Source organism: Caulobacter sp. GW821-FHT10E02 (genome assembly GCF_059415225.1).
Map to the genome: position 1 here is coordinate 225,119 of NZ_JBWKMV010000003.1, position 21,867 is coordinate 246,985.

General features: G+C 68.5%; 20 protein-coding genes. 9 read left to right on the forward strand and 11 right to left on the reverse strand.

Annotated features, from left to right (window positions below; translation table 11 throughout):
• The first annotated feature begins 8 nt into the window (after positions 1 to 8).
• A complete protein-coding gene (locus tag AC07NI_RS16285; RefSeq protein WP_494620960.1) occupies positions 9 to 977 on the forward strand; it encodes an SDR family NAD(P)-dependent oxidoreductase in 969 nt (322 codons plus the stop codon).
• On the opposite strand, the gene AC07NI_RS16290 is transcribed toward AC07NI_RS16285, so the two are convergent.
• The 3 genes from AC07NI_RS16290 to bla all read right to left on the reverse strand — a co-directional run bounded on the left by AC07NI_RS16290 (position 974) and on the right by bla (position 5,217).
• The gene (locus AC07NI_RS16290) at positions 974 to 3,589 is read right to left on the reverse strand and encodes a glycoside hydrolase family 3 C-terminal domain-containing protein (RefSeq protein WP_494620962.1); all 2,616 of its coding nucleotides are present in this window, start codon (positions 3,587 to 3,589) and stop codon (positions 974 to 976) included. The two genes, AC07NI_RS16285 and AC07NI_RS16290, sit on opposite strands and share 4 nt — an antisense overlap.
• A 92-nt stretch (positions 3,590 to 3,681) precedes the next feature.
• Positions 3,682 to 4,050, reverse strand: coding sequence for a hypothetical protein (locus AC07NI_RS16295; protein ID WP_494620964.1), 369 nt, complete (start codon positions 4,048 to 4,050; stop codon positions 3,682 to 3,684).
• Positions 4,051 to 4,326: 276 nt separating this feature from the next.
• Positions 4,327 to 5,217, reverse strand: a complete 891-nt coding sequence (gene bla, locus AC07NI_RS16300; RefSeq protein WP_494620966.1) for a class A beta-lactamase — start codon at positions 5,215 to 5,217, stop codon at positions 4,327 to 4,329.
• A gap of 95 nt (positions 5,218 to 5,312) precedes the next feature.
• Between bla and AC07NI_RS16305 the strand changes: the two genes are divergently transcribed.
• Together AC07NI_RS16305 and AC07NI_RS16310 are read left to right on the forward strand one after the other, a co-directional pair.
• Positions 5,313 to 6,182 (forward strand): LysR family transcriptional regulator, encoded by an 870-nt coding sequence (locus AC07NI_RS16305; protein ID WP_494620968.1) that lies wholly within the window; start codon positions 5,313 to 5,315, stop codon positions 6,180 to 6,182.
• A gap of 200 nt (positions 6,183 to 6,382) precedes the next feature.
• Positions 6,383 to 6,952 carry an OmpA family protein gene (locus AC07NI_RS16310; RefSeq protein WP_494620970.1) on the forward strand — a complete coding sequence of 190 codons (570 nt, stop codon included), beginning with the start codon at positions 6,383 to 6,385 and terminating at the stop codon, positions 6,950 to 6,952.
• Positions 6,953 to 7,059: 107 nt separating this feature from the next.
• Here the strand turns inward: AC07NI_RS16310 and AC07NI_RS16315 are convergent, their stop codons facing one another.
• Positions 7,060 to 7,857, reverse strand: coding sequence for an SDR family NAD(P)-dependent oxidoreductase (locus tag AC07NI_RS16315; protein ID WP_494620972.1), 798 nt, complete (start codon positions 7,855 to 7,857; stop codon positions 7,060 to 7,062).
• 101 nt (positions 7,858 to 7,958) lie between these two features.
• Between AC07NI_RS16315 and AC07NI_RS16320 the strand changes: the two genes are divergently transcribed.
• Positions 7,959 to 8,489 carry a winged helix-turn-helix transcriptional regulator gene (locus tag AC07NI_RS16320; RefSeq protein WP_494620974.1) on the forward strand — a complete coding sequence of 177 codons (531 nt, stop codon included), beginning with the start codon at positions 7,959 to 7,961 and terminating at the stop codon, positions 8,487 to 8,489.
• Here AC07NI_RS16320 and AC07NI_RS16325 read toward each other — a convergent pair.
• Both AC07NI_RS16325 and AC07NI_RS16330 read right to left on the reverse strand, forming a co-directional pair.
• Positions 8,486 to 8,755 (reverse strand): GNAT family N-acetyltransferase, encoded by a 270-nt coding sequence (locus tag AC07NI_RS16325; protein WP_494620976.1) that lies wholly within the window; start codon positions 8,753 to 8,755, stop codon positions 8,486 to 8,488. The two genes, AC07NI_RS16320 and AC07NI_RS16325, sit on opposite strands and share 4 nt — an antisense overlap.
• 55 nt (positions 8,756 to 8,810) lie before the next feature.
• Positions 8,811 to 9,998: a thiolase family protein gene (locus AC07NI_RS16330; protein WP_494620978.1), complete on the reverse strand. Its 1,188-nt coding sequence runs from the start codon at positions 9,996 to 9,998 to the stop codon at positions 8,811 to 8,813.
• A 236-nt stretch (positions 9,999 to 10,234) separates the two neighbouring features.
• Here AC07NI_RS16330 and AC07NI_RS16335 point away from each other — a divergent pair, with 236 nt between their 5' ends.
• A complete protein-coding gene (locus AC07NI_RS16335) occupies positions 10,235 to 10,735 on the forward strand; it encodes a winged helix-turn-helix transcriptional regulator (protein ID WP_125156037.1) in 501 nt (166 codons plus the stop codon).
• 144 nt (positions 10,736 to 10,879) lie between these two features.
• Here AC07NI_RS16335 and AC07NI_RS16340 read toward each other — a convergent pair whose 3' ends face one another.
• Positions 10,880 to 11,239: a DUF2200 domain-containing protein gene (locus AC07NI_RS16340; protein ID WP_494620980.1), complete on the reverse strand. Its 360-nt coding sequence runs from the start codon at positions 11,237 to 11,239 to the stop codon at positions 10,880 to 10,882.
• A 160-nt stretch (positions 11,240 to 11,399) separates the two neighbouring features.
• Between AC07NI_RS16340 and AC07NI_RS16345 the strand changes: the two genes are divergently transcribed.
• The gene (locus tag AC07NI_RS16345; RefSeq protein ID WP_494620982.1) at positions 11,400 to 11,711 is read left to right on the forward strand and encodes a hypothetical protein; all 312 of its coding nucleotides are present in this window, start codon (positions 11,400 to 11,402) and stop codon (positions 11,709 to 11,711) included.
• Positions 11,712 to 11,783: 72 nt separating this feature from the next.
• Here AC07NI_RS16345 and AC07NI_RS16350 read toward each other — a convergent pair whose 3' ends face one another.
• The 4 genes from AC07NI_RS16350 to flgK form a co-directional block, all read right to left on the reverse strand.
• A complete protein-coding gene (locus AC07NI_RS16350) occupies positions 11,784 to 12,530 on the reverse strand; it encodes a DNA polymerase III subunit epsilon (protein ID WP_494620984.1) in 747 nt (248 codons plus the stop codon).
• Positions 12,531 to 12,556: 26 nt separating this feature from the next.
• Positions 12,557 to 13,777, reverse strand: a complete 1,221-nt coding sequence (gene mnmA, locus AC07NI_RS16355; RefSeq protein ID WP_494620986.1) for a tRNA 2-thiouridine(34) synthase MnmA — start codon at positions 13,775 to 13,777, stop codon at positions 12,557 to 12,559.
• A gap of 67 nt (positions 13,778 to 13,844) precedes the next feature.
• Complete coding sequence (locus AC07NI_RS16360; protein WP_494620988.1) at positions 13,845 to 14,768, reverse strand: flagellin; 924 nt, start codon at positions 14,766 to 14,768, stop codon at positions 13,845 to 13,847.
• A 3-nt stretch (positions 14,769 to 14,771) separates the two neighbouring features.
• The gene (gene flgK, locus AC07NI_RS16365) at positions 14,772 to 16,883 is read right to left on the reverse strand and encodes a flagellar hook-associated protein FlgK (RefSeq protein ID WP_494620990.1); all 2,112 of its coding nucleotides are present in this window, start codon (positions 16,881 to 16,883) and stop codon (positions 14,772 to 14,774) included.
• A 401-nt stretch (positions 16,884 to 17,284) separates the two neighbouring features.
• On the opposite strand from flgK, the gene AC07NI_RS16370 reads away from it, so the two are divergent.
• From AC07NI_RS16370 to flgE, 3 genes are all read left to right on the forward strand, one after another.
• Positions 17,285 to 19,135 carry a flagellar hook-length control protein FliK gene (locus tag AC07NI_RS16370; protein ID WP_494620992.1) on the forward strand — a complete coding sequence of 617 codons (1,851 nt, stop codon included), beginning with the start codon at positions 17,285 to 17,287 and terminating at the stop codon, positions 19,133 to 19,135.
• A 13-nt stretch (positions 19,136 to 19,148) separates the two neighbouring features.
• A complete protein-coding gene (locus AC07NI_RS16375) occupies positions 19,149 to 19,877 on the forward strand; it encodes a flagellar hook assembly protein FlgD (protein WP_494620994.1) in 729 nt (242 codons plus the stop codon).
• Between the two features lie 130 nt (positions 19,878 to 20,007).
• Positions 20,008 to 21,768, forward strand: coding sequence for a flagellar hook protein FlgE (gene flgE, locus AC07NI_RS16380; RefSeq protein WP_494620996.1), 1,761 nt, complete (start codon positions 20,008 to 20,010; stop codon positions 21,766 to 21,768).
• The last annotated feature ends 99 nt before the right edge of the window (positions 21,769 to 21,867 follow it).

A 21,867-nucleotide genomic window follows, 5' to 3' on the forward strand; every position in this document is an offset into this window, starting at 1 on the left:
AGAGAGTCATGAGCAATCAATTCGGCGCCAAATCCACCACCGACGACGTCCTGGCCGGCGTCGACCTCAAGGGCAAGCGCGTGCTGGTCACCGGCGTCTCGGCCGGCCTGGGCGTCGAGACCGCCCGCGCCCTGGCCGCCCACGGCGCTGATGTGGTCGGCGCGGCCCGCGACCTGGCCAAGGCCGAGGGCGCGACCGCCGTCGTGAGTGAAGCCGCGGCCAAGAGCGGCGGTTCGCTGTCGCTGATCGAACTGGACCTTGCCAGCCTGGCCAGCGTCCGCGCCGCCTCCGACGCTCTGGTCGCCGATGGCCGCGGCTTCGACCTGGTCATCGCCAATGCCGGCGTCATGGCCACGCCGCTGGGCAAGACCGTCGACGGCTTCGAGACCCAGTTCGGCACCAACCACCTGGGCCACTTCACCTTCATCAACCGCATCGCCAGCCTGCTGAAGGCCGGCTCGCGCGTGGTGTCGCTGGCCTCGTCGGGCCACCGCTTCTCGGACGTGAACCTGGCGGACCCGAACTTCGAGACCACCGACTACACGCCGTTCGAGGCCTATGGCCGCTCCAAGACCGCCAACATCCTGTTCGCTGTCGAGTTCGACCGCCGCCACAAGGATCGCGGCGTCCGCGCCGTGGCCGTGCACCCGGGCGGCATCCAGACCGAGCTGGCCCGCCACCTGGACCCGGCCTTCATCCAGGGCATGATCGACAACCTGAACGCCCAGGCCGCCGCCGCCGGCGCCGACGCCTTCGAGTGGAAGACCATCCCGCAGGGCGCGGCCACCAGCGTCTGGGCCGGCGTCGTCGCTCCGGTCGAGGAGGTCGGCGGTCTCTATTGCGAGGACTGCCACGTCGCCAAGCGGGTCGAGGACGCCTCGGAAGTCCGCGCCGGCGTTCGCGGCTACGCCCTCGATCCAGCCAACGCCCAGGCCCTGTGGGCGCTGAGCGAGAAGCTGGTCGGCGAGACGTTTTAAGGAACGATCGTCACCTTCGTAGCCACCCCGGCCGGCGCCGAAAGGCCCGGCCGGCTCACGGGCTGGCCGCCGCCGATCCAGAGGTCGGCGGCGCCGGGCTTGATCGCGCGCTTGCCGTCGGCGTCGACCGTGGCGAAGGCTGCCGCGTCCAGGGTGAAGTCGAGCTTGCGGGTCTCGCCCGTCTTCAGGGTCACCCGCTGGAAGCCCTTCAGCGCCCGGATCGGCGCGCCGGCCTGGCCGGGGCGCGAGACGTAGAGCTGGGCCACCTCGTCGCCGTCGCGGCCGCCGGTGTTGGTGACCTCGACCGAGACCTTCAGCGGCTGGCCGGCCTTCAGCTTGGCCGCGCTGAGCACCGGCTTGCCGTACTTGAAGCTCGTGTAGGACAGGCCGTAGCCGAACGGGTACAGCGCCTCGCCACCGAAGTAGCGGTAGGTGCGGCCGGCCATGGTGTAGTCCTTGAACGCTGGCAGCTGGTCGGCCGAGCGGTAGAAGGTCACCGGCAGGCGGCCGGCCGGGCTGAAGTCGCCGGCCAGCAGACCCGCCACCGCCTTGCCGCCTTCGCCGCCGGGATACCAGGCCTCGACGATGGCCGGCACGGCCTTGTCGGCCCAGTTCACGCTCATCGCCGAGCCGTTGACCAGCACCAGCACCACCGGCTTGCCGGTGGCCTGCAGGCCCTCCAGCAGCTTTTCCTGCGGGGCGGGCAGGTCGAGGCTGGTGCGGTCGCCGCCGGCGAAGCCCGGGGCCTTGACCGGCATCTCCTCGCCCTCGATCCGGGCCGACAGGCCGCCGACGAAGACCACGAGGTCGACGCCCTTGGCCGCGGCGATGGCGGTGTCGTGGTTGTCCGAAGGCTGGCTCCAGGTCAGGCGCTGCTCGCCGCGATCGCCGTCCTGGCGGGCCTCGATGACGATGGCGTGGGCCTTGCCGGCGGTCAGCATCACGGTCTGGGCCTGGGCCGGATCGACGCCGGTGTCCCACGCGTCGGCGACGACCTTGCCGTCGATCAACACCCGCCAGCCGCGCTCGCCGGTCACGGCGAAGCTGTGCGGGCCGCTGTCCTTGGGCGTGACGAAGCCGCTCCAGCGGATCGAGGTCTGGCGGGGGCTGCGGGTCGGGCGGCCCCAGCTGAAGCCGGCGTTGGCCTCGGTGCGGGTGGCGGTCGGGGCGCCGGCGAAGTCCAGGCCCGCATATTCCTCGACCTTCAGGCCCTTGGTGGCGCAGGCGGCGTCCTGGCAGAAGATCGCGTCCGGCGTCGGCTCGCTGGGCGGACCGATCAGGCCCGTGCCCTGGACGTAGGTGACCTTGGCGTCCGGGAAGCGCGCGCGGATCCCGGCCAGCACGGTAATCGGCTTGGACGGGGTGCCGTTGTAGTTGCCGACCAGGGCGTCGACGCTGTCGGCATTGGGCCCGATCACGGCGATCGACTTCGGCGCGGCCTTCAGCGGCAGCAGGCCGTCGTTCTTCAGCAGCACCATGGCGTTCTGGGCGGCCTTCAGCGCCAGGGCCCGGTGGGCGGGCGTGTCGTTGTCGGCGGCGGTGATCTTGCCGTAGGGCCCGGTCCCGGCCGGATCGAACAGGCCAAGCCGCATGCGGGCCTCGAACAGCCGGCGCATGGCCACATCGACCTCGGCTTCGGTGACCAGGCCCGTGCGCACCGCCTCGACGATCGCCGGCGCCTCGACGCCGTTGGCGCCGCCGAAGTCGCAGAGCAGGTCGGTGCCGGCCTTCAGGCTGACCGCGAACGCCTCGGCCGGGGTCTTCCGATAGGCGTGCGAGGTCGGCAGGTAGACGTCGGCGATGGCCGCGCAGTCCGAGACCACGTGGCCGTCGAACTTCCAGGTCCCGCGCAGGCGATCCTTCAGGAGCTCGTCGCTGGCGCAGGCCGGTTGGCCGTCGACCGCGTTGTAGGCGCACATCACCGCCTGGGCCTTGGCCTTGGTGATCAGCGCCTCGAAGGCCGGCAGATAGGTGTCTTCCAGGTCGTGGCGCGAGGGGTGGATGTCGTCGCGATGGCGGTCGGCCTCGGGACCGCTGTGCACGGCGAAGTGCTTGGCGGTGGCCAGGGTCTTGAGGTGGTTGAGGTCGGGCCCTTGCAGCCCCTCGACGAAGGCCGAGCCCAGGGTCGCGGTCAGGAACGGATCCTCGCCCCAGGTCTCCTGGCCCCGGCCCCAGCGCGGGTCGCGGAAGATGTTGATGTTGGGCGACCAGACCGTCAGGCCGCGATACTGCGCCGTCGAGCCGTCGGGCCCGACCTTCTCCAGGTACTTGGCCCGGAATTCGGTGGCGATGGTGTCGGCGACCGCTTGGATGAACGGCGCGTCCCAGGTGGCGGCCATGCCGATGGCCTGCGGGAACACCGTGGCCTCACCGGCTCGCGCCACCCCGTGCAGGCCCTCGTTCCACCAGTTGTAGGCCGGGACCGACAGGCGCGGGATGGCCGGCGCGGCGTGGCGGAGCTGGCCGGCCTTCTCCTCCAGCGTCATGCGGCCGACCAGGTCGGCGGCGCGCTGGGCGGCGGGGAGCTTGGGGTCCTGGTAGGGCAGGGATTGCGCGGAGGCGGCGGACGCCAGGGCGAGTGCGATCAGCGACGGCGCGATGGTCTTGAGCATGGTCGTCTTCTCCCCGCGCCCCGGTTTCGGTCACCGGTGTCGCGCGGCGGAAGCTAGCAGATGAGGTAGCGGTAACAAGAGTGGTGAGGCTGTTAGCGCCGCTTCAGCTTCCGCAGCGCCGCCTGCATCGCCACGGCCTGGGCGGCCGGCGGCTTGTCCGTGTCGCGCACGGCTTCGGCGATCAGCGGCGCGGTGGCGGCGTCCAGGCGGTCGAAGGCTTCATGGATCGCGGCCGGCAGGTGGCGGGGCTTGGCCTCGGGCGTCTTGGGCTGGGGGACCATGGTCGCGATCTTGCGGGCGTCCGAGGCGAGCTGGCCGCAAAGCCGAGCCTTGGCGCGGGCCTTGGCGATGACCACGGGATCGTCGCTGGTCTCGGCCAGGGTCCAGGCCGCGTCGAGGGCGGCCATCAGCTTGGCCTGGATTTCTGCGCACCAGGCGCTGGGCGTGAGGGACTGGCTCATGAGGGATGAGCATGGGGCGATGTGGAGGGGTGGGGACAGGAAACGGGTGTTTTTAGGTAAGGGGTTATCTGGGAAGGGAAATGTTGGTTTCTGGGCGGGGATGGGATGAGCGTTTGAGCGCCCCCTCCGTCACGATGCGTATCCGCATCGCGCTACCTCCCCCGCAGGCGGGGGAGGAGAGGGGGGTATCTCCTCACCCGTGAAACGGGGGAGGTGGATCGCCGCGGATACGCGGCGAGACGGAGGGGGCGCTTGGGTCGTGCCCTGTGGATAACTTTACGCCCCGAACCCCGCCGTCACGACCGCCCGCGCCACGTCGGCCAGCACCGCGTTCCGCACGTCATCATCCGCCGAGCCCTTGTCGTGGAAGGCCGCGATGAACAGCGGCTTGCGTCCCGGCGGCCAGATCACGGCGATGTCGTTGGTGGTGTCCTTGCCGTTGTTGCCGGTCTTGTCGCCGACCTTCCAGCCGCGCGGCAGGCCCGCGCGCAGGCGCTTGCCGCCGGTGCGGTTGGCCACGACCCAGGCGGTCAGCTGCTTGCGGGAGACGGGCGAGAGGGTGTCGGTGGTCAGCAGGGTCTTCCAGGTCTCGAGGATGGCCGTGGGCGTGGTGGTGTCGCGCGGGTCGTCCTCGGCGCCGGTGTTGAGTTCCGGTTCGCGGCGGTCGCAGCGGGTGGTCTGGTCGCCGAGGGCGCGGAGGAAGCGGGTCAGGGCGGCCGGGCCCTCTAGCGCATCGAGCAGCAGGTTGGCGGAGGCGTTGTCGCTCCAGGTGATCGTGGCCTCGCACAGCGCGCCGACGGTCATGCCCTGGCCGAGATGCTTCTCGACTACCGGCGAATTACCCATCAGCACGTCCGGGCCATAGGCGATCTTGCGGTCCAGGCGCTCGCGGCCCTGATCGACGCGGCGCAGGATGGCGGCGGCGAGGGGCATTTTGAACGTGCTGCACATGCGGAAGCGCTGGTCGCCGCGCCAGGCGAACCGGCGACCGTCGTGGGTGTCCAGCACCGCCACGCCCAGGCGGCCGCCGCTACGCTGCTCCAATTCGTTAATACGTGAGCTAAGGGCGGAGGACGGGGCGCTGGTGAACACGGCGGCTTGGCCGAGCACAGGCATGAGGACGGGCGCGGCCGCCAGGGCCGTTAAGAACTTGCGACGATGAAGCATTGGGTCGGTCTCCTTGCCCGCGAAACCTGCCCGGGGCTGGCGTTCACCGCAAACGACGATACCTTGGCGGAGCCCCTAGATAGATTTGGGTCTTCATGAGCCGCGCCCAACTCCCGCTCAACGCCCTGCGCGCCTTCGAGGCCTCGGCCCGGCATCTGTCGTTCACCCGGGCGGCTATCGAGCTGTGCGTGACCCAGGCCGCCGTCAGCCATCAGGTGAAGGGACTGGAGGCCCGGCTGGGCGCAGCTTTGTTCCGCCGGCTGCCGCGCGGCCTGGCCCTGACCGACGAGGGCCTCGCTTTGCTGCCCAGCGTGCGGGACTCGTTCGACAAGCTGGGCGACGTCCTGGCGCGGTTCGAGGGCGGCCGGGTGCTGGAGGTCTTGAGCGTCGGGGTCGTGGGCACCTTCGCGGTCGGCTGGCTGTTGCCGCGCCTGCCGGCCTTTCGCGAGACCCATCCGTTCGTGGATCTGCGGATCTTCACCAACAACAACCGCACCGACCTGGCGGGCGAGGGGCTGGACTGCGCGGTGCGGTTCGGCGACGGGGCCTGGCACGGCACCGAGGCCGCGCCGCTCTTCGAGGCGCCGATGAGCCCGCTGTGCTCGCCGGCGGTGGCCGAGCGTCTGGCCGGGCCCTCCGACCTGTTCGGCGAGACCCTGCTGCGCAGCTACCGCGCCGCCGACTGGCCCGACTGGTTCGCCGCCGCGGGCTTGTCGCCGCCGCCGATCCGTGGCCCGGTGTTCGACAGCTCCTGGGTGATGGTCGAGGCGGCCCTGCAGGGCGCCGGCGTGGCCCTGGCGCCGCCGATGATGTTCGAGCGGCATCTGCAGGAAGGACGGCTGATCCGGCCCTTCGAGACTCAGGTCAGCGCCGGCCGCTACTGGCTGACCTGGCTGAAATCTCGGGCCCCGACTCCGGCCTTGCGGGCCTTCCAGGCGTGGCTTTCGGGTCTCTCCGAAAACTAAATAATCTTCGGAACCAAACTCCGGACACGGCGCTTGCGCGCGGTATAGAAGTCAATGAAAAGAGCTTGAGTATCAATGGTCTAGCTTGACCTAGGAGCGCCGGAATCGCGCCCATCTTTGGTCAAGTTCTGCTGTCCGATTTGCCACTGCGAGCGTTGCAGGACGTCCCGCAACCCCATTCTACGGACGAGACCCAAACAATGATAGCAAGCACGAAGACCATGATGGTCGCCGCCGCCCTGGTGATGGGCGGCCTGTCGGTCAGCGGCTGCGCGACCAAGAAGTTCGTCAACCAGCAGGTTGGCGCCGTCAATGAGCGGGTCAGCGCTCATGACACCCAGATCGGCGAGCTGGACAAGACCTCCAAGGACGCGCTGGAACGCGCCATCGCCGCCGGCAAGCTGGCCGAGGGCAAGTTCCAGTACGCCCTGGTGCTGAGCGACGACTCCGTGAAGTTCCCGGTCAACGCCGCGAACCTCTCGCCGGAAGCCGAACAGCGCCTGTCGGAGTTCACCGAGAAGCTGAAGACCGACAACAAGAACGTGTACCTGGAAATCCAGGGCCACACCGACAACTCGGGCTCCAAGGAATACAACGACGAGCTCGGCGAGAAGCGCGCGGAAACCGTGCGCAAGTTCCTCAGCGTGCACGGCGTCGCCCTGAACCGCATGGCGACGATCTCGTACGGCCAGGACGCCCCGGTCGCCCCCAACGAAACGCGTGAGGGCCGGGCCCAGAACCGCCGCGTCGTGGTGATGGTGCTCAGCTAGTTTCGCGTTCCAGATCGGTTTTCCCGGTGCGCATCAACCCGGGAAAGCCGATCAGGGCGGACTCGCCGGCGCGGGAGTGAGCGCCGCGCCGGCGAGCTTTCCGCTATTTAAGCGGTCTTCAGGCGAGCCGCCGGCTGGCTGCGCGACAGGTTGGGATAGAGCTTGGCCTTGGCGGCCAGGGCGCCTTCCCAGTCGGCCGCGTCGGGCAGCGACGGGATCGTCACCAGCTCGCCCTGGTCGAAGCCGGCGAGCGCCGCGTCGACCATGTCATCGACGCCCATGAGCATGTTCGGGTCCAGCGAATTGACGTCCTGGCCAGAGCGCTCCCAGATCTCGGTGCGCGTGGCGCCCGGCAGCACGGCTTGCAGGCGCACGGCGGAGTCGCCGAACTGCACGCGCAGGCCTTGGGTCAGATAGGTCACGAAGGCCTTGGTCGCGCCGTAGACCGGCATGCCCAGTTCCGGCATCAGCCCGACCACCGAGGCGATGTTGACGATCGCGCCCTTGTTGCGCGGGATGAAGTTGCGCGCCGCCGCGGCGGCCAGGCGGGTCACGGCCGTGACGTTCAGCTGGATCATCTTCTCGAACGCATCGGGATCGGACGCGACGAAGTCGTTGGAGCCCGCGACACCCGCGTTGTTGACCAGCGCGGCGATGTTGGTGTCGGTCGCGAGGCGCTCTTCCAGCTTCAGCAGGGCGGCCTTGTCGGTCAGGTCGGCGAGGATGACCTCGACCTTGACGCCCGCTTCGGCGCGCAGACGGTCGGCCAGGGCGTTCAGGCGGGCTTCGTCGCGGGCGACCAGGATCAGGTCGTAGCCGCGCTTGGCCAGACGGTCGGCATAGGTGGCGCCGATGCCGGTCGAAGCGCCGGTGATCAGGGCGGCGCCCTTGTTCGAAGTGGTCATGGTGTGGTTCCTCAGTGCTCTTGCCGAGGCCCCAACGGTCCGGCGTGACCCCTAGCTATGAGGTAACTTGCAAACCGCAAGTGACTTCCCAAATTATTTGCATGGCCGCTTCGCAAACACCCGTCCTGTCCTCCGCCGCGAGCAGCTCGCGGTACAAGCAGTGCCCTGTCGGGCGAACGCTGGAGCGGGTGGGCGACCCCTGGTCGTTCCTGATCCTGCGCGACGCGTCCCAGGGCTTGAGCCGGTTCGATCAGTTCGAGAAAAGCCTGGGCGTCGCGCCCAACATCCTGACCAAGCGGCTGGCGGGGCTGGTCGAGAGCGGCCTGCTGGAGAAGCGCCGCTACAGCGAGCGGCCGCCGCGCTATGAGTATGTGCTGACCGAGCTCGGGCGCGACTTCCAGCCGGTGCTGACCGCGCTGATGGCGTTCGGCAACCGTCACTTCTTCCCCGACGGCGTGGCCAGCGCTCTTTTCGACGTCGAGACGGGGCTGCCGGCCGAGCCTGTGCTGGTCGACAAGGTCAGCGGCAAGCCGATCGACGGCCGCCACTTCGTCTATGGCGCAGGGCCGGCGGCGGAGCAGGAGGTGCTGGACCGCGTGGCGTTCGTGGCCGAGCAGCGGGAGAGGGGTTAGGCGATCAGGTCCGGGTCGTTCCGCTTCAGCCAGGCGGCCGCGTAGGAGCACAGCGGAGTGATCCGCATGCCCTCGGCGCGCGCCGTCTCGGCGACCTTGGTCATCAGCCGTCCGGCGGCCCCAGTGCCGCGCAGGGCCACGTCGGCCTCCACGTGCGGGATCACCAGCCGGTGCCCGGAGCGCTGATAGTCGGCCACGGCCAGCAGGCCGTCGACCTCCAGCTCGTAGCGGCTGAGTTCGGGGTTGTGGCGGAAGGTGTCGGTCATGGATGTTCCAACGCTTGATGCTCCCCCGCGTTGCGGGAGAGCACCCTAGATGGGACTAGACCAGCTCGATCGCCATCGCGGTGGCTTCACCGCCGCCGATGCAGAGCGACGCCAGGCCCTTGGTCTTGCCCCGCGACTGCAGGGCGTTGATCAGCGTGCACAGGATCCGCGCGCCCGACGCGCCGATCGGGTGGCCCAGCGCGCAGGCGCCGCCGTTGACGTTCAGCTTGTCGCCGTCGAAGCCCAGTTCCTGCTGGGCGATCATCGGCACCACGGCGAAGGCTTCGTTGATCTCGAAGAGATCGACGTCGTCGATCGTCCAGCCGGCCTTCTTCAGCGCCTTGCGCATGGCGGGCACCGGGGCGGTGGTGAACAGGCCCGGCTCGTGGGCGTGGGCGGCGTGGCTGACCACGCGGGCCAGGATCGGCAGGCCCAGTTCCTTGGCGACGCTCTCGCGGGTCATGACCAGGGCGGCGGCGCCGTCGCTGATCGAGGAGCTGTTGGCGGCGGTGACCGAGCCGTCGCGGCTGAAGGCCGGGCGCAGGGTCGGGATCTTGGCCGGGTCGGCCTTGCCGGGCTGCTCGTCGGTGTCGACCACCTCGGTCCCCTTGCGGGTGACGACGGTGACCGGGACGATCTCGGCCTTGAACGCGCCGCTCTCGACGGCGGCCTTGGCCTTCATCAGGCCCTTGGTGGCGTAGTCGTCCATGGCCTCGCGGGTGAACTGGTACTGGTCGGCGGTCTCCTGGGCGAAGGCGCCCATCAGCTTGCCGGTGGTGTAGGCGTCCTCCAGCCCGTCCAGGTACATCGAGTCCCACATCTGGTCGTGGCCGATGCGGGCGCCGCCGCGGTGCTTGGACATCAGGTAGGGCGCGCCGGTCATGCTCTCCATGCCGCCGGCGACCACAAGGTCGACCGAGCCGGCCTTCAGCGCGTCATGGGCCAGGATCGCGGCCTGCATGCCGCTGCCGCACATCTTGTTGACGGTGGTGGCCTCGACCGAGAGCGGCAGGCCCGCGCCCAGCGCCGCCTGGCGAGCGGGGGCTTGGCCGAGACCGGCCGGCAGCACGCAGCCCATGAAGATCTGCTCGACCTTGTCGCCCGCCACGCCGGCCCGCTCGATGGCCGCCTTGACCGCCGTCGCGCCCAGCTCGGTGGCCTTTACCCCGCCCAGAGCGCCCTGGAAGCCGCCCATCGGCGTGCGGGCGTAGGAGACGATGACGACGAGATCGGACGCGGACATGGTTTAGCTCCCTGAAGCGGTATTTTGAGGCGAGATAGGCCCTGATCACCCGCTCATACGCAAGTGGGTTGCGAGGATGTGATGGGAAAGGGGCGAGGCGCTGCGGATCGAGATCGCCGCGCCTCGCCAGTCCTGCAATAACCGAGAGAGTCAATTGCGATAAAAAACCTACTATGGTTCATATTCAAACGCAACGCTCTCTTGCTTTCCCTCGCGGAACGCCGCAACCTCGCCAAATGGGTCGCACAGCTGACTATACGAACGAACGTTGCTCGGTCGCCGCCACGCTGGAAGTCGTGGGCGATCCGTGGACCCTGCTGATCCTGCGCGACGCCTTCGCCGGGGTGAAACGCTTCGAGCAGTGGCAGGAACGGCTGGGCGTGGCCCGCAATGTCCTGGCCGCGCGCCTCAAGACCCTGGTCGCCCATGGCGTCATGGAGACCCGCCGCTATTCCGAGCGTCCGCCGCGTCACGAGTACTGGCTGACCGAGAAGGGCCTGGCCCTGTCGCCGGTGCTGCTGACCATGTCGGAGTGGGGCGACCGCTATGTCTATGGTCGCGACCAGTCGCCGGTGCTGTTCAACCACAAGGGCTGCGGCTGCGCCTTCCACCCCGTGCTGGCCTGCGAGGCCTGCGGCGAGGTCGTCCAGCGCCGCGACCTGGAACGCAGCGCGCCGCCCGAGCGCGGCCTGACCGTCGGCGAGGCCCTGGAAGCGGCCAAGATCGCGGCGGAGTAGGGCCTCTCAAACTCCGCTCATCCCCGCGAAAGCGGGGACCCAAGCTGACTCAGTTGGCTAAGGCGCGGCCCGTTCACTATCCCAAACGCCGCTTGGGTCCCCGCTTTCGCGGGGATGAGCGGTATGGGGGACGTAAAAGCTGCCCTAGGCCCGCAGGATCTTCTCCATCGCCTTGCCCTTGGCCAGCTCGTCGACCAGCTTGTCCAGGTAGCGGATCTCGCGCATCAGCGGGTCGGCGACTTCCTCGACGCGGACGCCGCAAACCACGCCCTTGATCTCGGCGCGGGCGGGGTTCATGGCCGGGGCCTCGGCGAAGAAGGTCTCGAAGTCCTTCTTCTCGGCCAGCTGGGCCGCGAACGCTTCCGGACTGAAACCGGTCAGCCAAAGGATGATCTCATCCACCTCGGCCCGGGTGCGGCCCTTCCTCTCGGCCTTGGCGACATAGGCTGGATACACGCTGGCGAAGGCCATGCCGTAGATGCGATGCCTGGTCGTCTGCGTCATCTCGATCCCTCCGCGCCACATACCGAAACCTTGGTTTTCATCCGCCTGCGGTCATTCACCATTTTTGGAAATGATTAACCGCGAACCTTAGCCATTCCTTGGTTCCTACCTGCGAGAACAGTCACATCAGATTGAAACGCCGCAAGGGGCTGGACCACACATGAAACTCTCGATCGCGCTCGCCGCCGGTATCGCTGGCAGCTTCTTCGTCGCTCAGGCCGCGTCGGCCGCTGGCGGCTTCGAAGACCAGATGGGCCGCTGCCTGCAGCAGTTCGCGAACACCCGTGACGCCGCCCAGGTCATGCTGGAATGCAACGCCGACGCCGGCAAGCTGTCGGACTGCAAGGTCGTCGACAACAGCGCCGCGGGCAAGGGCTTCGACAAGGCCGCCATGTGCATCGCCGAAAAGCTGCCGATGGGCGCCAAGACCGGTTCGGTGAAGGTCCCCTTCCGTTTCCCGGGCGGCGCGTAAGCATCGCTTCGTCAGCTTGACGACAACAAAACCCCCGCCGGTTCGCCGGCGGGGGTTTTTGCTGTTTGGGACCTAGAGCAGCGTCTGCTGGGCCGGCGGTGTCGGCTTCGGCTCGGCGGCTTCGCCCCGGCGGCGCAGCTCGGTCTCGGCGCTGAAGCGGATGTTGACGTCGCGGTCCTGGGCCAGGGCACGCAGGGTCTCGCCGGGCAGGCGGTCCCAGGGCTTGCCGCGCTCGGGACCGGTCGGCACGCGGGGCAGCAGGCCGGGCTCGGCGCTCCAGGTCAGGAGCTGCTCCAGCGAAGCCTCGTTCAGCATGTCGCGCAGATGATGGGCGGTGACATAGGCGTCGGGTAGGGCGCGGTGGGCCGGCAGGCCCAGCTCGCGGACCAGGCCTCCGGGGTTTCGCTGATAGCGCAGCATCTGGTTGGAGAAGCCCTGTAGCTGCGGCCACAGGCGCAAAGCGCACTTCCAGGTGCAGATCCACGCCGCGCCGCCGGTGAGTTTCGGCGTGCAGAAGCGCTGCTCGAACGCCGCGCGATGGGCCGCCAGGGCCTGGACGCCGCCTTCGGGGCGCAGGACGGATGGCGCTATATCCTTCCAGAACGGGGCGCCTGCGACGTCGGCGTCGATGATGTGGTGAATGGCCATGGTCTCGGGCGTGATCGGCCGGCCCGGATTCACCAAGTGCGCGCCGCGTCCCGCATCGTCGACACGCCAGCGGCCGCCCGGATCCTGGACGACGTCCTGCCAGCCGATCTCGCAGACGTCATGCGGGCCGGAGCCGGCGGTCTCGAGATCGATGACGCGGACGCGGGTCATGGAAGATCCAACGCCCGAGATGGCCGTCAGGCCTCGACGAGGTCCATTGTCCGGGTCGTGCCGGCGATGAAGCCGCCGCCCAGCACGCGCTCCGGATCGGCCGGATCGTACAGCACGCAGGCCTGGCCAGGGGCCACGCCCTCCTCGGCGCCGTCGAACACGACCGAGACTTCGCCGTCGCGGATCGACAGGCGGCCGGCGACCGGCTCGCGGGTCGAGCGGACGCGGGCCAGCACAGGCTGACCGTCCTCGGCGGCGGCTTCCAGGCTGTCCTGGCCGCCCAGCCAGCTGCCTTCTTTGAGGGTGAGGGCGGCGGTCAGCAGGGCCTCGCGCGGACCGACGATGACCTGGCGCTTGTCGGCGTCGATCTTCACCACGAACAGCGGGTCGCCGACGGCGATGTTCAGGCCCCGGCGCTGGCCGATGGTGTAGCGGGTCACGCCCTCGTGGCGGCCCAGCACGCGGCCGTCCAGGTGCACGACGTCGCCCGCTTCGGCGCCTTGCGGGCGGATGCGGTCGATCACCGTGGTGTATTTGCCCTCGGGGACGAAGCAGATGTCCTGGCTGTCGGGCTTGTCTGCGATGGCCAGGCCCAGACCAAAGGCGACGGCGCGCACGGTCGGCTTGTCCATGCCGCCCAGCGGGAAGCGCAGGAAGTCCAGCTGGTCGCGCGTGGTGGCGAACAGGAAATAGCTCTGGTCCTTGGCCGGATCGGCCGCGCGGCGCAGCTGCGGACGATTGCCGCCGCCGGCGAAGGCGCGCTGCACATAGTGCCCGGTCGCCATGGCCTCGGCGCCCAGATCGCGGGCCACGTCCAGCAGGTCGCGGAACTTCACGGTTTGATTGCAGCGCACGCAGGGGATCGGCGTCTCGCCGCGCAGATAGGCGTCGGCGAAGTCCTCGATGACCTGCTCGCGGAAGCGGCTTTCGTAGTCCAGCACGTAGTGCGGGATGCCGATGCGCTCGGCGGCCATGCGGGCGTCCAGGATGTCCTGGCCGGCGCAGCAGGCGCCCTTCTTGGTGATCGCCGCGCCGTGGTCGTAGAGCTGCAGGGTCACGCCGACGACGTCATAGCCGGCCTTGGCCAGCAGGGCGGCGGTGACGGTGGAATCCACGCCCCCGGACATGGCCGCGACGATCCGCGTGCCCTCCGGCAGACCGACGGCCGCGCGCACCTGTTCGACCGCGCGCGCGATTAGGGCGTCGGCGTCGTTCTGGGCGGTCGGGATCAGCAGGTCGGCGTTCATCAGCCGCCATATAGCGGTTAGGGCGCGCTTTTGCGAGGTTGGGGGAGGCGACGCTCTGTCGCTCCCCCTACTTCAGCACGTTCAGCAGCGACGAGGCCTGCAGGCTGGTGAACACCTGGGCCGAGGCCTGGACGGCCAGCTTGGCGGCTTCCAGGCGGGTCACGGCGTCGGCCATGTCGACGTCGGTGATGTCGCCGACCATGCCGGTCAGGGTGTCGGCCTGGTTCGACAGGTCCTTGCTGGCGCTCTCGAAGCGCTTCTGGGTGACGCCGTTCTTGCCCTGCAGGTCGACCACGCCCTTCTGGGCCGTATCGAACACGTTCAGCAGACCGGTCAGGAACTGGGTCTGGGTGTCGTCCAACTTGCCGGTGAAGTCGCCGTTGGCGTCGACATAGGCCTGGACCTGCTTGAAGGCGTCGAACACGTCGGTGCCGATCGCGTCGCCCAGCACGCCGGTCTTGGCGTTGGTCTGCTCGTCGATGCGGTTGGTGGTGATGTACTGGTCGTTGTGGAACAGGTCGGACGTGGCCGGCGCGGCGGTCAGGTCGGCCATGGTGGTCGCCGAGGTCGTGGCCGTCTCGGTCTGGGCGCCGGAGAAGACGTAGAGCCCGTTCGACTTGGTGTTCAGCCCCTGGATCACGTCGCTGAAATTGGCCCGCAGCTGCTGCATCAGGGTGCTGGCGTTGCCGGCGGCCAGGGCGTTGGCGATGGCCTCGCGGGCGCTCTGGGTGGCGTCGGAGACGCGGCCCAGGCCCGTATCCTGCATCTCCAGCCGGTTGCTGACCTGCTTGGACTGGTCCAGCAGGCCGTTGATCTTGGTCTGGGTCCCGCGCATGGCGGTCAGGACCTCGGCGTTCTTGGCGTAGCCCTTCAGATCGGTGGCGACCTTCTGGCTGGAGACCTGGGCGCCCACGTCGTTCTGGCGGATCTGGGCCGCCATCAGGTTGGACGTCATGATGTTGTAGTTCTGAACGGTCGAGACGCGGGTCATGGCTTACCCCAGGATTCCGGTGAGCACATCGAACATGTCCTTGGTCGCCTGGATCAGGCGGGCCGAGGCGTTGAAGGCTTGCTGGTAGGTGGTCAGGTTGATCAGCTCTTCGTCGAGGTTCACGCCTTCTTCGGACTGGCGCTGGCTGTCGACTTCGCTGGACACCGCGTCGGCGGCGTCCTTGCGGCTGGCGGCGGTGGAGGACTTGCGGGCGATCGCGCCGCTGAAGTCGGAAGCGTAGCGCGACACCGTCATGGTCATGGCCGAGGCGTCGCCAGCGGCCGAGAAGCCCGTGGTGGTGTCGCCCGACTTGGCCAGGGCCAGGGCCCCGCGGCCGTCGCCGATGGCCAGGGCGGGGTTGCCGCCGACGCCCTGGGTCAGGTCCAGCTGGGCGAAGGGCAGCAGCTTGGGATTCTCGTTCATCGCCTGATTGACGAAGAACTTCTCGCCGCGCGTGCTGCGCTCGGCCGGGCCCAGGCCGAACAGCTGGCTGACCGACGGACCGCCGACGCCGCGCTGGGTGGTGTCGGCCTGGATCGACATCGACACCGGCGTCGTGCCGTTCGACGTGAAGCTGATCTGGCCCTTGGGGTTCAGCGAGAACTGGCCGTAGAGGCCCACGCCCGAGGCGCGCGAGTTCAGCGCGTCCAGCATGTCCTGCATCGTGCCGCCCGGGGGCGGGTCGACGACGATGTCGCGGATGCGGCCGCCTTCGACGTCTGTCAGGCGAATGGTCATCGAGCCCGAGGTGAAGCCGTGCGGGTCGGCCGCCGTCAGGCCCGTCTCGTACGGCGAATAGCCGTTGGTGCGGACGATGTCGTTGAGGCCGAAATAGTGGCTGAAGCCCTTGCCGGCCTTGAGCGACGGGTTGGTCGCGTCGTCCTGGACGGCCACGCCCAGGCCGCCGCTGCCGTTCAGGGTCAGGGCCCCGCCCGAGAAGCCGGCCGTGCCCATGCCGCCCATGGCGGCGTTCAGCTGGGCCGTGAAGTTGGTCGGGTCGAAGGTCGGGCCGCCGCCGCCGTCGACGCTCATCGTGCCGGCGTCGAAGTCGATGTCGATCCGGCGCTGGATGACGCCGCTGCTGTCGGTCAGGGCGATCGTGGTCTTGCCCGAGAAGCCGGTCATGGCCGCCTGCTCGTCCAGGCCGGTGTTGCGGCCGGTCATGGTGGTCGGAGCCGGCACCGAAGAGGCGGCGTTGGCGGCGCGGTTGATCTCTTCCGCCGCGCGCGAGGTGAACTCGCCCAGCTGGTCGGACAGATTGACCAGCTCGACGTTGCGCACGTCCAGCAGGCCCTTGATCTCGCCGCTGGAGATGTTCATCGGCGTGGGCTGGACCGAGCCGTTGGCCAGCTGGACGGTCAGGTAGCCGGTGGCCGTGGCCGAGGTCTGGTAGGTCAGCTTGGCCGCGCCGTCGCCGGCCAGCGGCAGGCCCTCGGTCGAACGCACATAGACCCCGCCCAGCTGACGGGGCGTGATCTGCACGTTCATCATCTTGCTGAGTTCGTCGACCAGGCTGCTCTGGACGTTCTCGGCGCCGGTGGCGTCGGCCCCGGCGACCTTGGCGCGGGTGATGTCGGTGTTCAGGCCGTCGATCTGGCTGAGCAGGTCGTTGACGCGGTCGACATCGGCCGAGATGCGGGTGTCGGCGTCCTTGCCCAGCTTGGACAGCGACGAGGTGATCCGGCTGGACTCGCTCAGGAAGTCGTCGATGCGTGTCAGCGACTGGGTGCGCAGCAGGGACGAGGACGGATCGTCCTGCGCCGACGAGAAGGCGGCGTAGATGTCGTCCAGGGTCGAGAAGAAGCTGTTGTCGCCGCTGGGATCGCCGAACAGCTGCTGGGCGCGGTTCAGGGTGTCGGCCACCACCGAGGTGCGGCCGCTGTCCGAGGCGGCGTTCAGGCTGGCCGACTGCAGGAAGCGGTCGGTCGCGCGCTTGATGGCGTCGATGCTGACGCCGACGCCCATGCCGTTGGACAGCAGGTTCGACTGGGCGATCGTCTTGCGGACGTAGCCCGTGGTGTTGACGTTGGCGATGTTGTCCGAGGTGACGCGCAGACCCGTCTGCGCGGCCATCATGCCGGACGTCGCCGTGTTCATGATCGCATTCAGCGACATGCGGCAGCTCCTTTAAGCTCGGCAAACCGCGCAACGCACAGCGCGTCGTTGCCCGGCGAAACTTGCCGGGTCACGGAGGGAGTGGAGCTCCCGAAATTTGCCAAGCTATTGAATCTCATTGCGAAAGTTTCCGGTGGTCGGAAGTTCGACGAGATGTGATGCGCAAGGACGGCGCCAACTGGCCCCGCGACGGGGCGACGCGGCAACTCCCGTCCTTCAAGACCGGAAGGACTCGGCAAAAAGCGCCGCACGGGGAGCGATTTTTCTTCGTAAACAAGCCATTAAGATGAAATAAAACAAAGGCTTGTGATGGTTTTGGCGAGTTGGCCCGACCGTTGCTCAGAGGAGGTCGACCAAGGCGTGTTCGTCACGGACCGCCAGCAACCGAGCAACGACTGCGAATGACCGCGATCGCCGCACCCACCGCCGCTCTGCCCCCCGCGCCGACCCCGGCCGTGAGCGCCAAGGCGTCGGACAACGGCTTCGACGCCCTGCTGGCCATCGCCGGCAAGAGCGACGAAGCCCCCGCGCCCCGCGCCCCGTCGCGTACGGAGTCGAAGAGCGACGCTCGCGACGACGCCAGGAACGAAGCCCGTGACGCCCGTGACGCTCGTGATACGAAGGCCGCCGACAAGCCGGCCAAGACCGACAGCAAGTCCGACGCCAAGCGCGCCGATCGCGCCGACAAGGCTGATGACGCCCACGAAGCCAAGACCGACAAGGCGGACGCCGCCGACGCCAAGGCCGACGCCAAGGCTTCGGACAAGGCCGACGCGAGCAAGGACGCCAAGAGCGACGCCGCCGACGGCAAGGCCTCGGACAAGGACGCCGACCAGAAGGACGCGGCCAATAAGGATGGGGCGGTCGACGCCGCCGACGCCGCGGCTCAAGCCGCCGCCACCCTGATCGCCGCCATGACCGCGCCGGTCCCGACTCCGGTCCAGGCCGAAGCGGCTACCGACGCCCAGCAGGCCGTGGACGCGACGGCGACCGTCGCCGACCAGGCCACTGACTTCGCCGCCGCCGTGCAGGCCGCCCAGATCCCGCCGGTCGCGGCCCAGCCGGCCGCCGCCCAGACCGCTCAGCCGGCTCAGGCCCAACAACAGCCGGTCGCCGCCCAGGCCCAGACGGCCGCGCCGGTCGCCGCCGCGCCGGAAGGCCAGGCCGTCGACGCTGCCGCCCTCGAGGCCCTGGCCGCCCTGGCCAGCGCCGACGCCGCGCCGGTCTCGACCGACGATCTGACCGCGCCGAAGACCGCCGACGCCAAGACCGCCGAAGCGCCGAAGGCCGCCATCGCTCAACCGACCGCCCCGCAAGCGCCGGTGGCTCAAGCCCCTGTCGCCCCGCTCGCCGCTCCGGTGGTGGACGCGCCGGTCGTCGAGGCTCCGGTCGTCGCCGAAGTCGTCGCCGCTGACGCCGCCGACGTGGCCACGGACGCCGCCGCGACCGAAGCCGCCGCGCCGGAAGCCGCCCAGACCTCGGCCAAGCCGACCGAAACCCAGAAGCCCGGCCTGACGCCGCTGTCGGCCCAGGCCAAGGCCGCCGACGCCGTGGCCGTCGAGACCGCCCAGGCCGTGACCGCCGTCGCCGCGGGCTCCGCTGGCAAGGGTGAGACGACCACCGACTCCAAGGGTTCGGACAAGGCCGCCACGACGATCGCCGCGGTCGACGCCCCGGCCGCCGCCGCCGTCGCCACGGTCGACACCAACGCCATGGCCGTCCAGGCTCCGGCGGCTCAGGCCCCGGCCGCCAGCGCCGCCGCCGCCGCGGCTGCTCCGGCGGGCGCGCGTGGGGCGCCCGAGACCGTCGCGGCCCTGTCGGCCGAGATCATCAAGAAGGCCGGCGACAAGGCCACCCGCTTCGACGTCACCCTGACCCCGGACAACCTGGGCAAGGTCGATGTGCGCATCGAGATCGGCCGCGACGGCGCGATGACCGCCTCGATGAAGTTCGACACGGTCCACGCCGCCCAGGAGCTGCGCGGCAAGGCCAGCGAACTGCGCCAGGCTCTGGCCGACGCCGGTTTCACCGTCTCGGACAACGGCCTGTCGTTCGACGTCTCCAGCCAGAACAGCGGCCAGAATTCCAACCCCTTCCTCGCCTTCCAGGACTTCGGCGACCAGGGACAGCGCGCCTTCTCGGGCCGCGCGTTCCAGTCGGCCCTGAACGGCGAGGAAGACATCCTGATCACCCCCGAACTGCTGCCCGGTCTGAAGACGACCGCGGACAGCGGTCTCGACATCCGCATCTAGGAAGGACCGAGCCATGGCTGCCGCCGTCTCGTCTCAGAACACCTCTTCGGTCCTCGACAAGATCAACAACTCGCGCACGTCGCTCGCCAACAACGAGCAGACGTTCCTGAAGCTGCTGACGGTCCAGCTGAAGAACCAGGATCCGCTGTCGCCCACCGACACGACCCAGATGACCAGCCAGATCACCCAGATGACGGGCGTCGAGCAGCAGCTGGTCACCAATGACCTGCTGGCCGCCCTGGTCGGCATGAACACCGGCACGGGCCTGTCCGAAGGCGTCAACATGATCGGCAAGCAGGTCACCGCGACCACCGACAACTCGACCCTGAAGGACGGCAAGGCGACCTTCTCGTGGACCCAGCCGGGCGCCTCGACCTCGCTGACCGTCGAAGTGAAGAACGCCGCGGGCAAGGTGATCCGCACGCTGCACCCCGACGACCAGAAGAGCGGCGACCACACCATCACCTGGGACGGCAAGGACGACAGCGGCGCCCAGATGGAGAACGGCGGCGTCTACACCATCGCCGTCACCGCCAAGGGCGCCGACGGCAAGGAACTCAAGGCGACGAACGTCAAGGGCCGCACCGAGGGCGTGGTCACGGCGGTCGACAACTCCACCGGCCAGCCGCAGGTCATCATCGACGGCAAGCCGGTCCCCATCGACAACGTCATCGGCGTCACCGCCGTGGCCGCGAACTCCGACGACAAAACGGACGACAAGACGGACGACAAAGCCGCCTAGGTCCGACCACCACCCTTCGAACGGGCGTCAGAATGACGCCGACGCGGTCCCCGGAAGACGGTCTTCCCCCGGACCCAAACGCAAACAGCGCTGAACCCTTCGAACCCCATTCAGAAGTAGGAATTCAGTCATGAGCATCAACAGCGCCATGCTCGCCGGCGTCTCCGGCCTGATCGCCAATTCGTCGGCCCTGGCCGCGATCTCGGACAACATCGCCAACGTCAACACGGTCGGTTACAAGCGCTCCAGCGCCAACTTCTCGACCCTGGTCACGTCCGGCTCGAAGAACCAGGCCTACAGCGCCGGCGGCGTGAAGGCTCAGACGCACCAATATGTCAGCCAGCAAGGCCTGACGCAGTCGACGACCTCGAACCTCGACCTGTCGATCTCGGGCTCGGGCTTCTTCGTCACCACGGAAAAGCCGGAAAACCTGACGGCGACCGACACCCGCTCGTTCACCCGCGCCGGTTCGTTCCAGCTGGACAACCTGGGCTACCTGCGCAACGACGCCGGCCTGTATCTGCAAGGCTGGCTGGCCGACCCGGTCAGCGGCATGATCACGCCCGATCCGTCGGACCTGATGCAGCTGTCGTCGATCAACGTCGGCAGCGTCGGCGGCACCGCCGAGAAGACGACCCGCGTCGGCGTCAACGCCAACCTGCGCTCGGAGCAGCCGGTCGCGGCCGCCGTGTCGTTCAAGGTCGGCACCGCCGGCTCGCCGTCGAAGACCAACGTCCAGGACGACAACCTGGTCAACCACAACTTCGACGTCGTCTACAGCTCGACGGGCGTGGCCAATCCGGTCGGCGGCAACAACGAATACCTGGTCGACATCAAGGAAAACGGCGTGATCGTCGCCACCGGCAAGGTCGGCTACGACTCGACCGGCGCGCTGGTCAGCTCGTCGATCGACTACAAGGGCGCCACCACCCCGGCCGGCAACACCACCGACACGGCGATCAACGCCGCCGGCGACAAGGTCAACCTGGTCGACCTGGGCATCGCCACCGACGCCGAGGCCAAGATGGGCAAGCTGTACGACCCGGCCTCCTGGTCGATGTCGGACTACGCCCTGGACAACACCAAGGGCGTGAAGCCGGACTTCGAGATCCAGGTCCCGCTGTCGGACTCCAAGGGCGGCCAGCGCACCGTCACCCTGTCGCTGCTGAAGGGCCCCGGCCCGAACCAGTGGTACGCCGAACTGCGCGCCAAGCCGGGCGACCTGGCCAACAACGCCAACGGCCTGATCAGCTCGGGCATCATCGAATTCACCACCGACGGCAAGCTGAAGGACACGGGCAACCTGTTCGGCGGCACCAGCCCGACCTCGATCTCGGTCCAGGCCTCGGGCACGCCGCTGGTGGTCCAGCCGGCCCCGCCGGCCGCGCAACTGCCGCAGCCGCCGATCTGGGCCGACGGCCTGGGCATCGACACCCAGGACGTCCAGATCGACCTGGCCAACGCCGCCGGCGGTCTGACCCAGTACAACAGCCAGTCGGTCGTCCAGTCGGTGAACACCAACGGTACGGCCTTCGGTAACCTGACCAACATCGAAGTGGATGACGACGGCTACGTCTCGGCCATCTTCGACAACGGCGTCACCCGCAGGATCGCCCAGGTCGCCGTCGCCACCTTCTCGAACCCGAACGGTCTGAAGGGCGTCAACGGCAACGCTTACCGCGTCACCAACGAAAGCGGCACGTACAGCCTGAAGGCTCCGGGCCAGGGTGGAGCCGGCGCGCTGGCCCCCTCGACCTTGGAAGCTTCGACGGTCGATCTGTCGACTGAGTTTACGGGCCTGATCACCACGCAACGCGCCTACTCGGCGTCGTCGAAGATCATCACCACTGCCGATCAGATGCTTGAAGAGCTTCTGAATATTAAGCGCTGATCATAGGGATTAACGCTCTTTAATTCTTGTGTTTCACATCGAGACACTACGGACTGCTAAAGGAGCCACTCTGTTCAGGTCTCTTTTACTATTGGGATT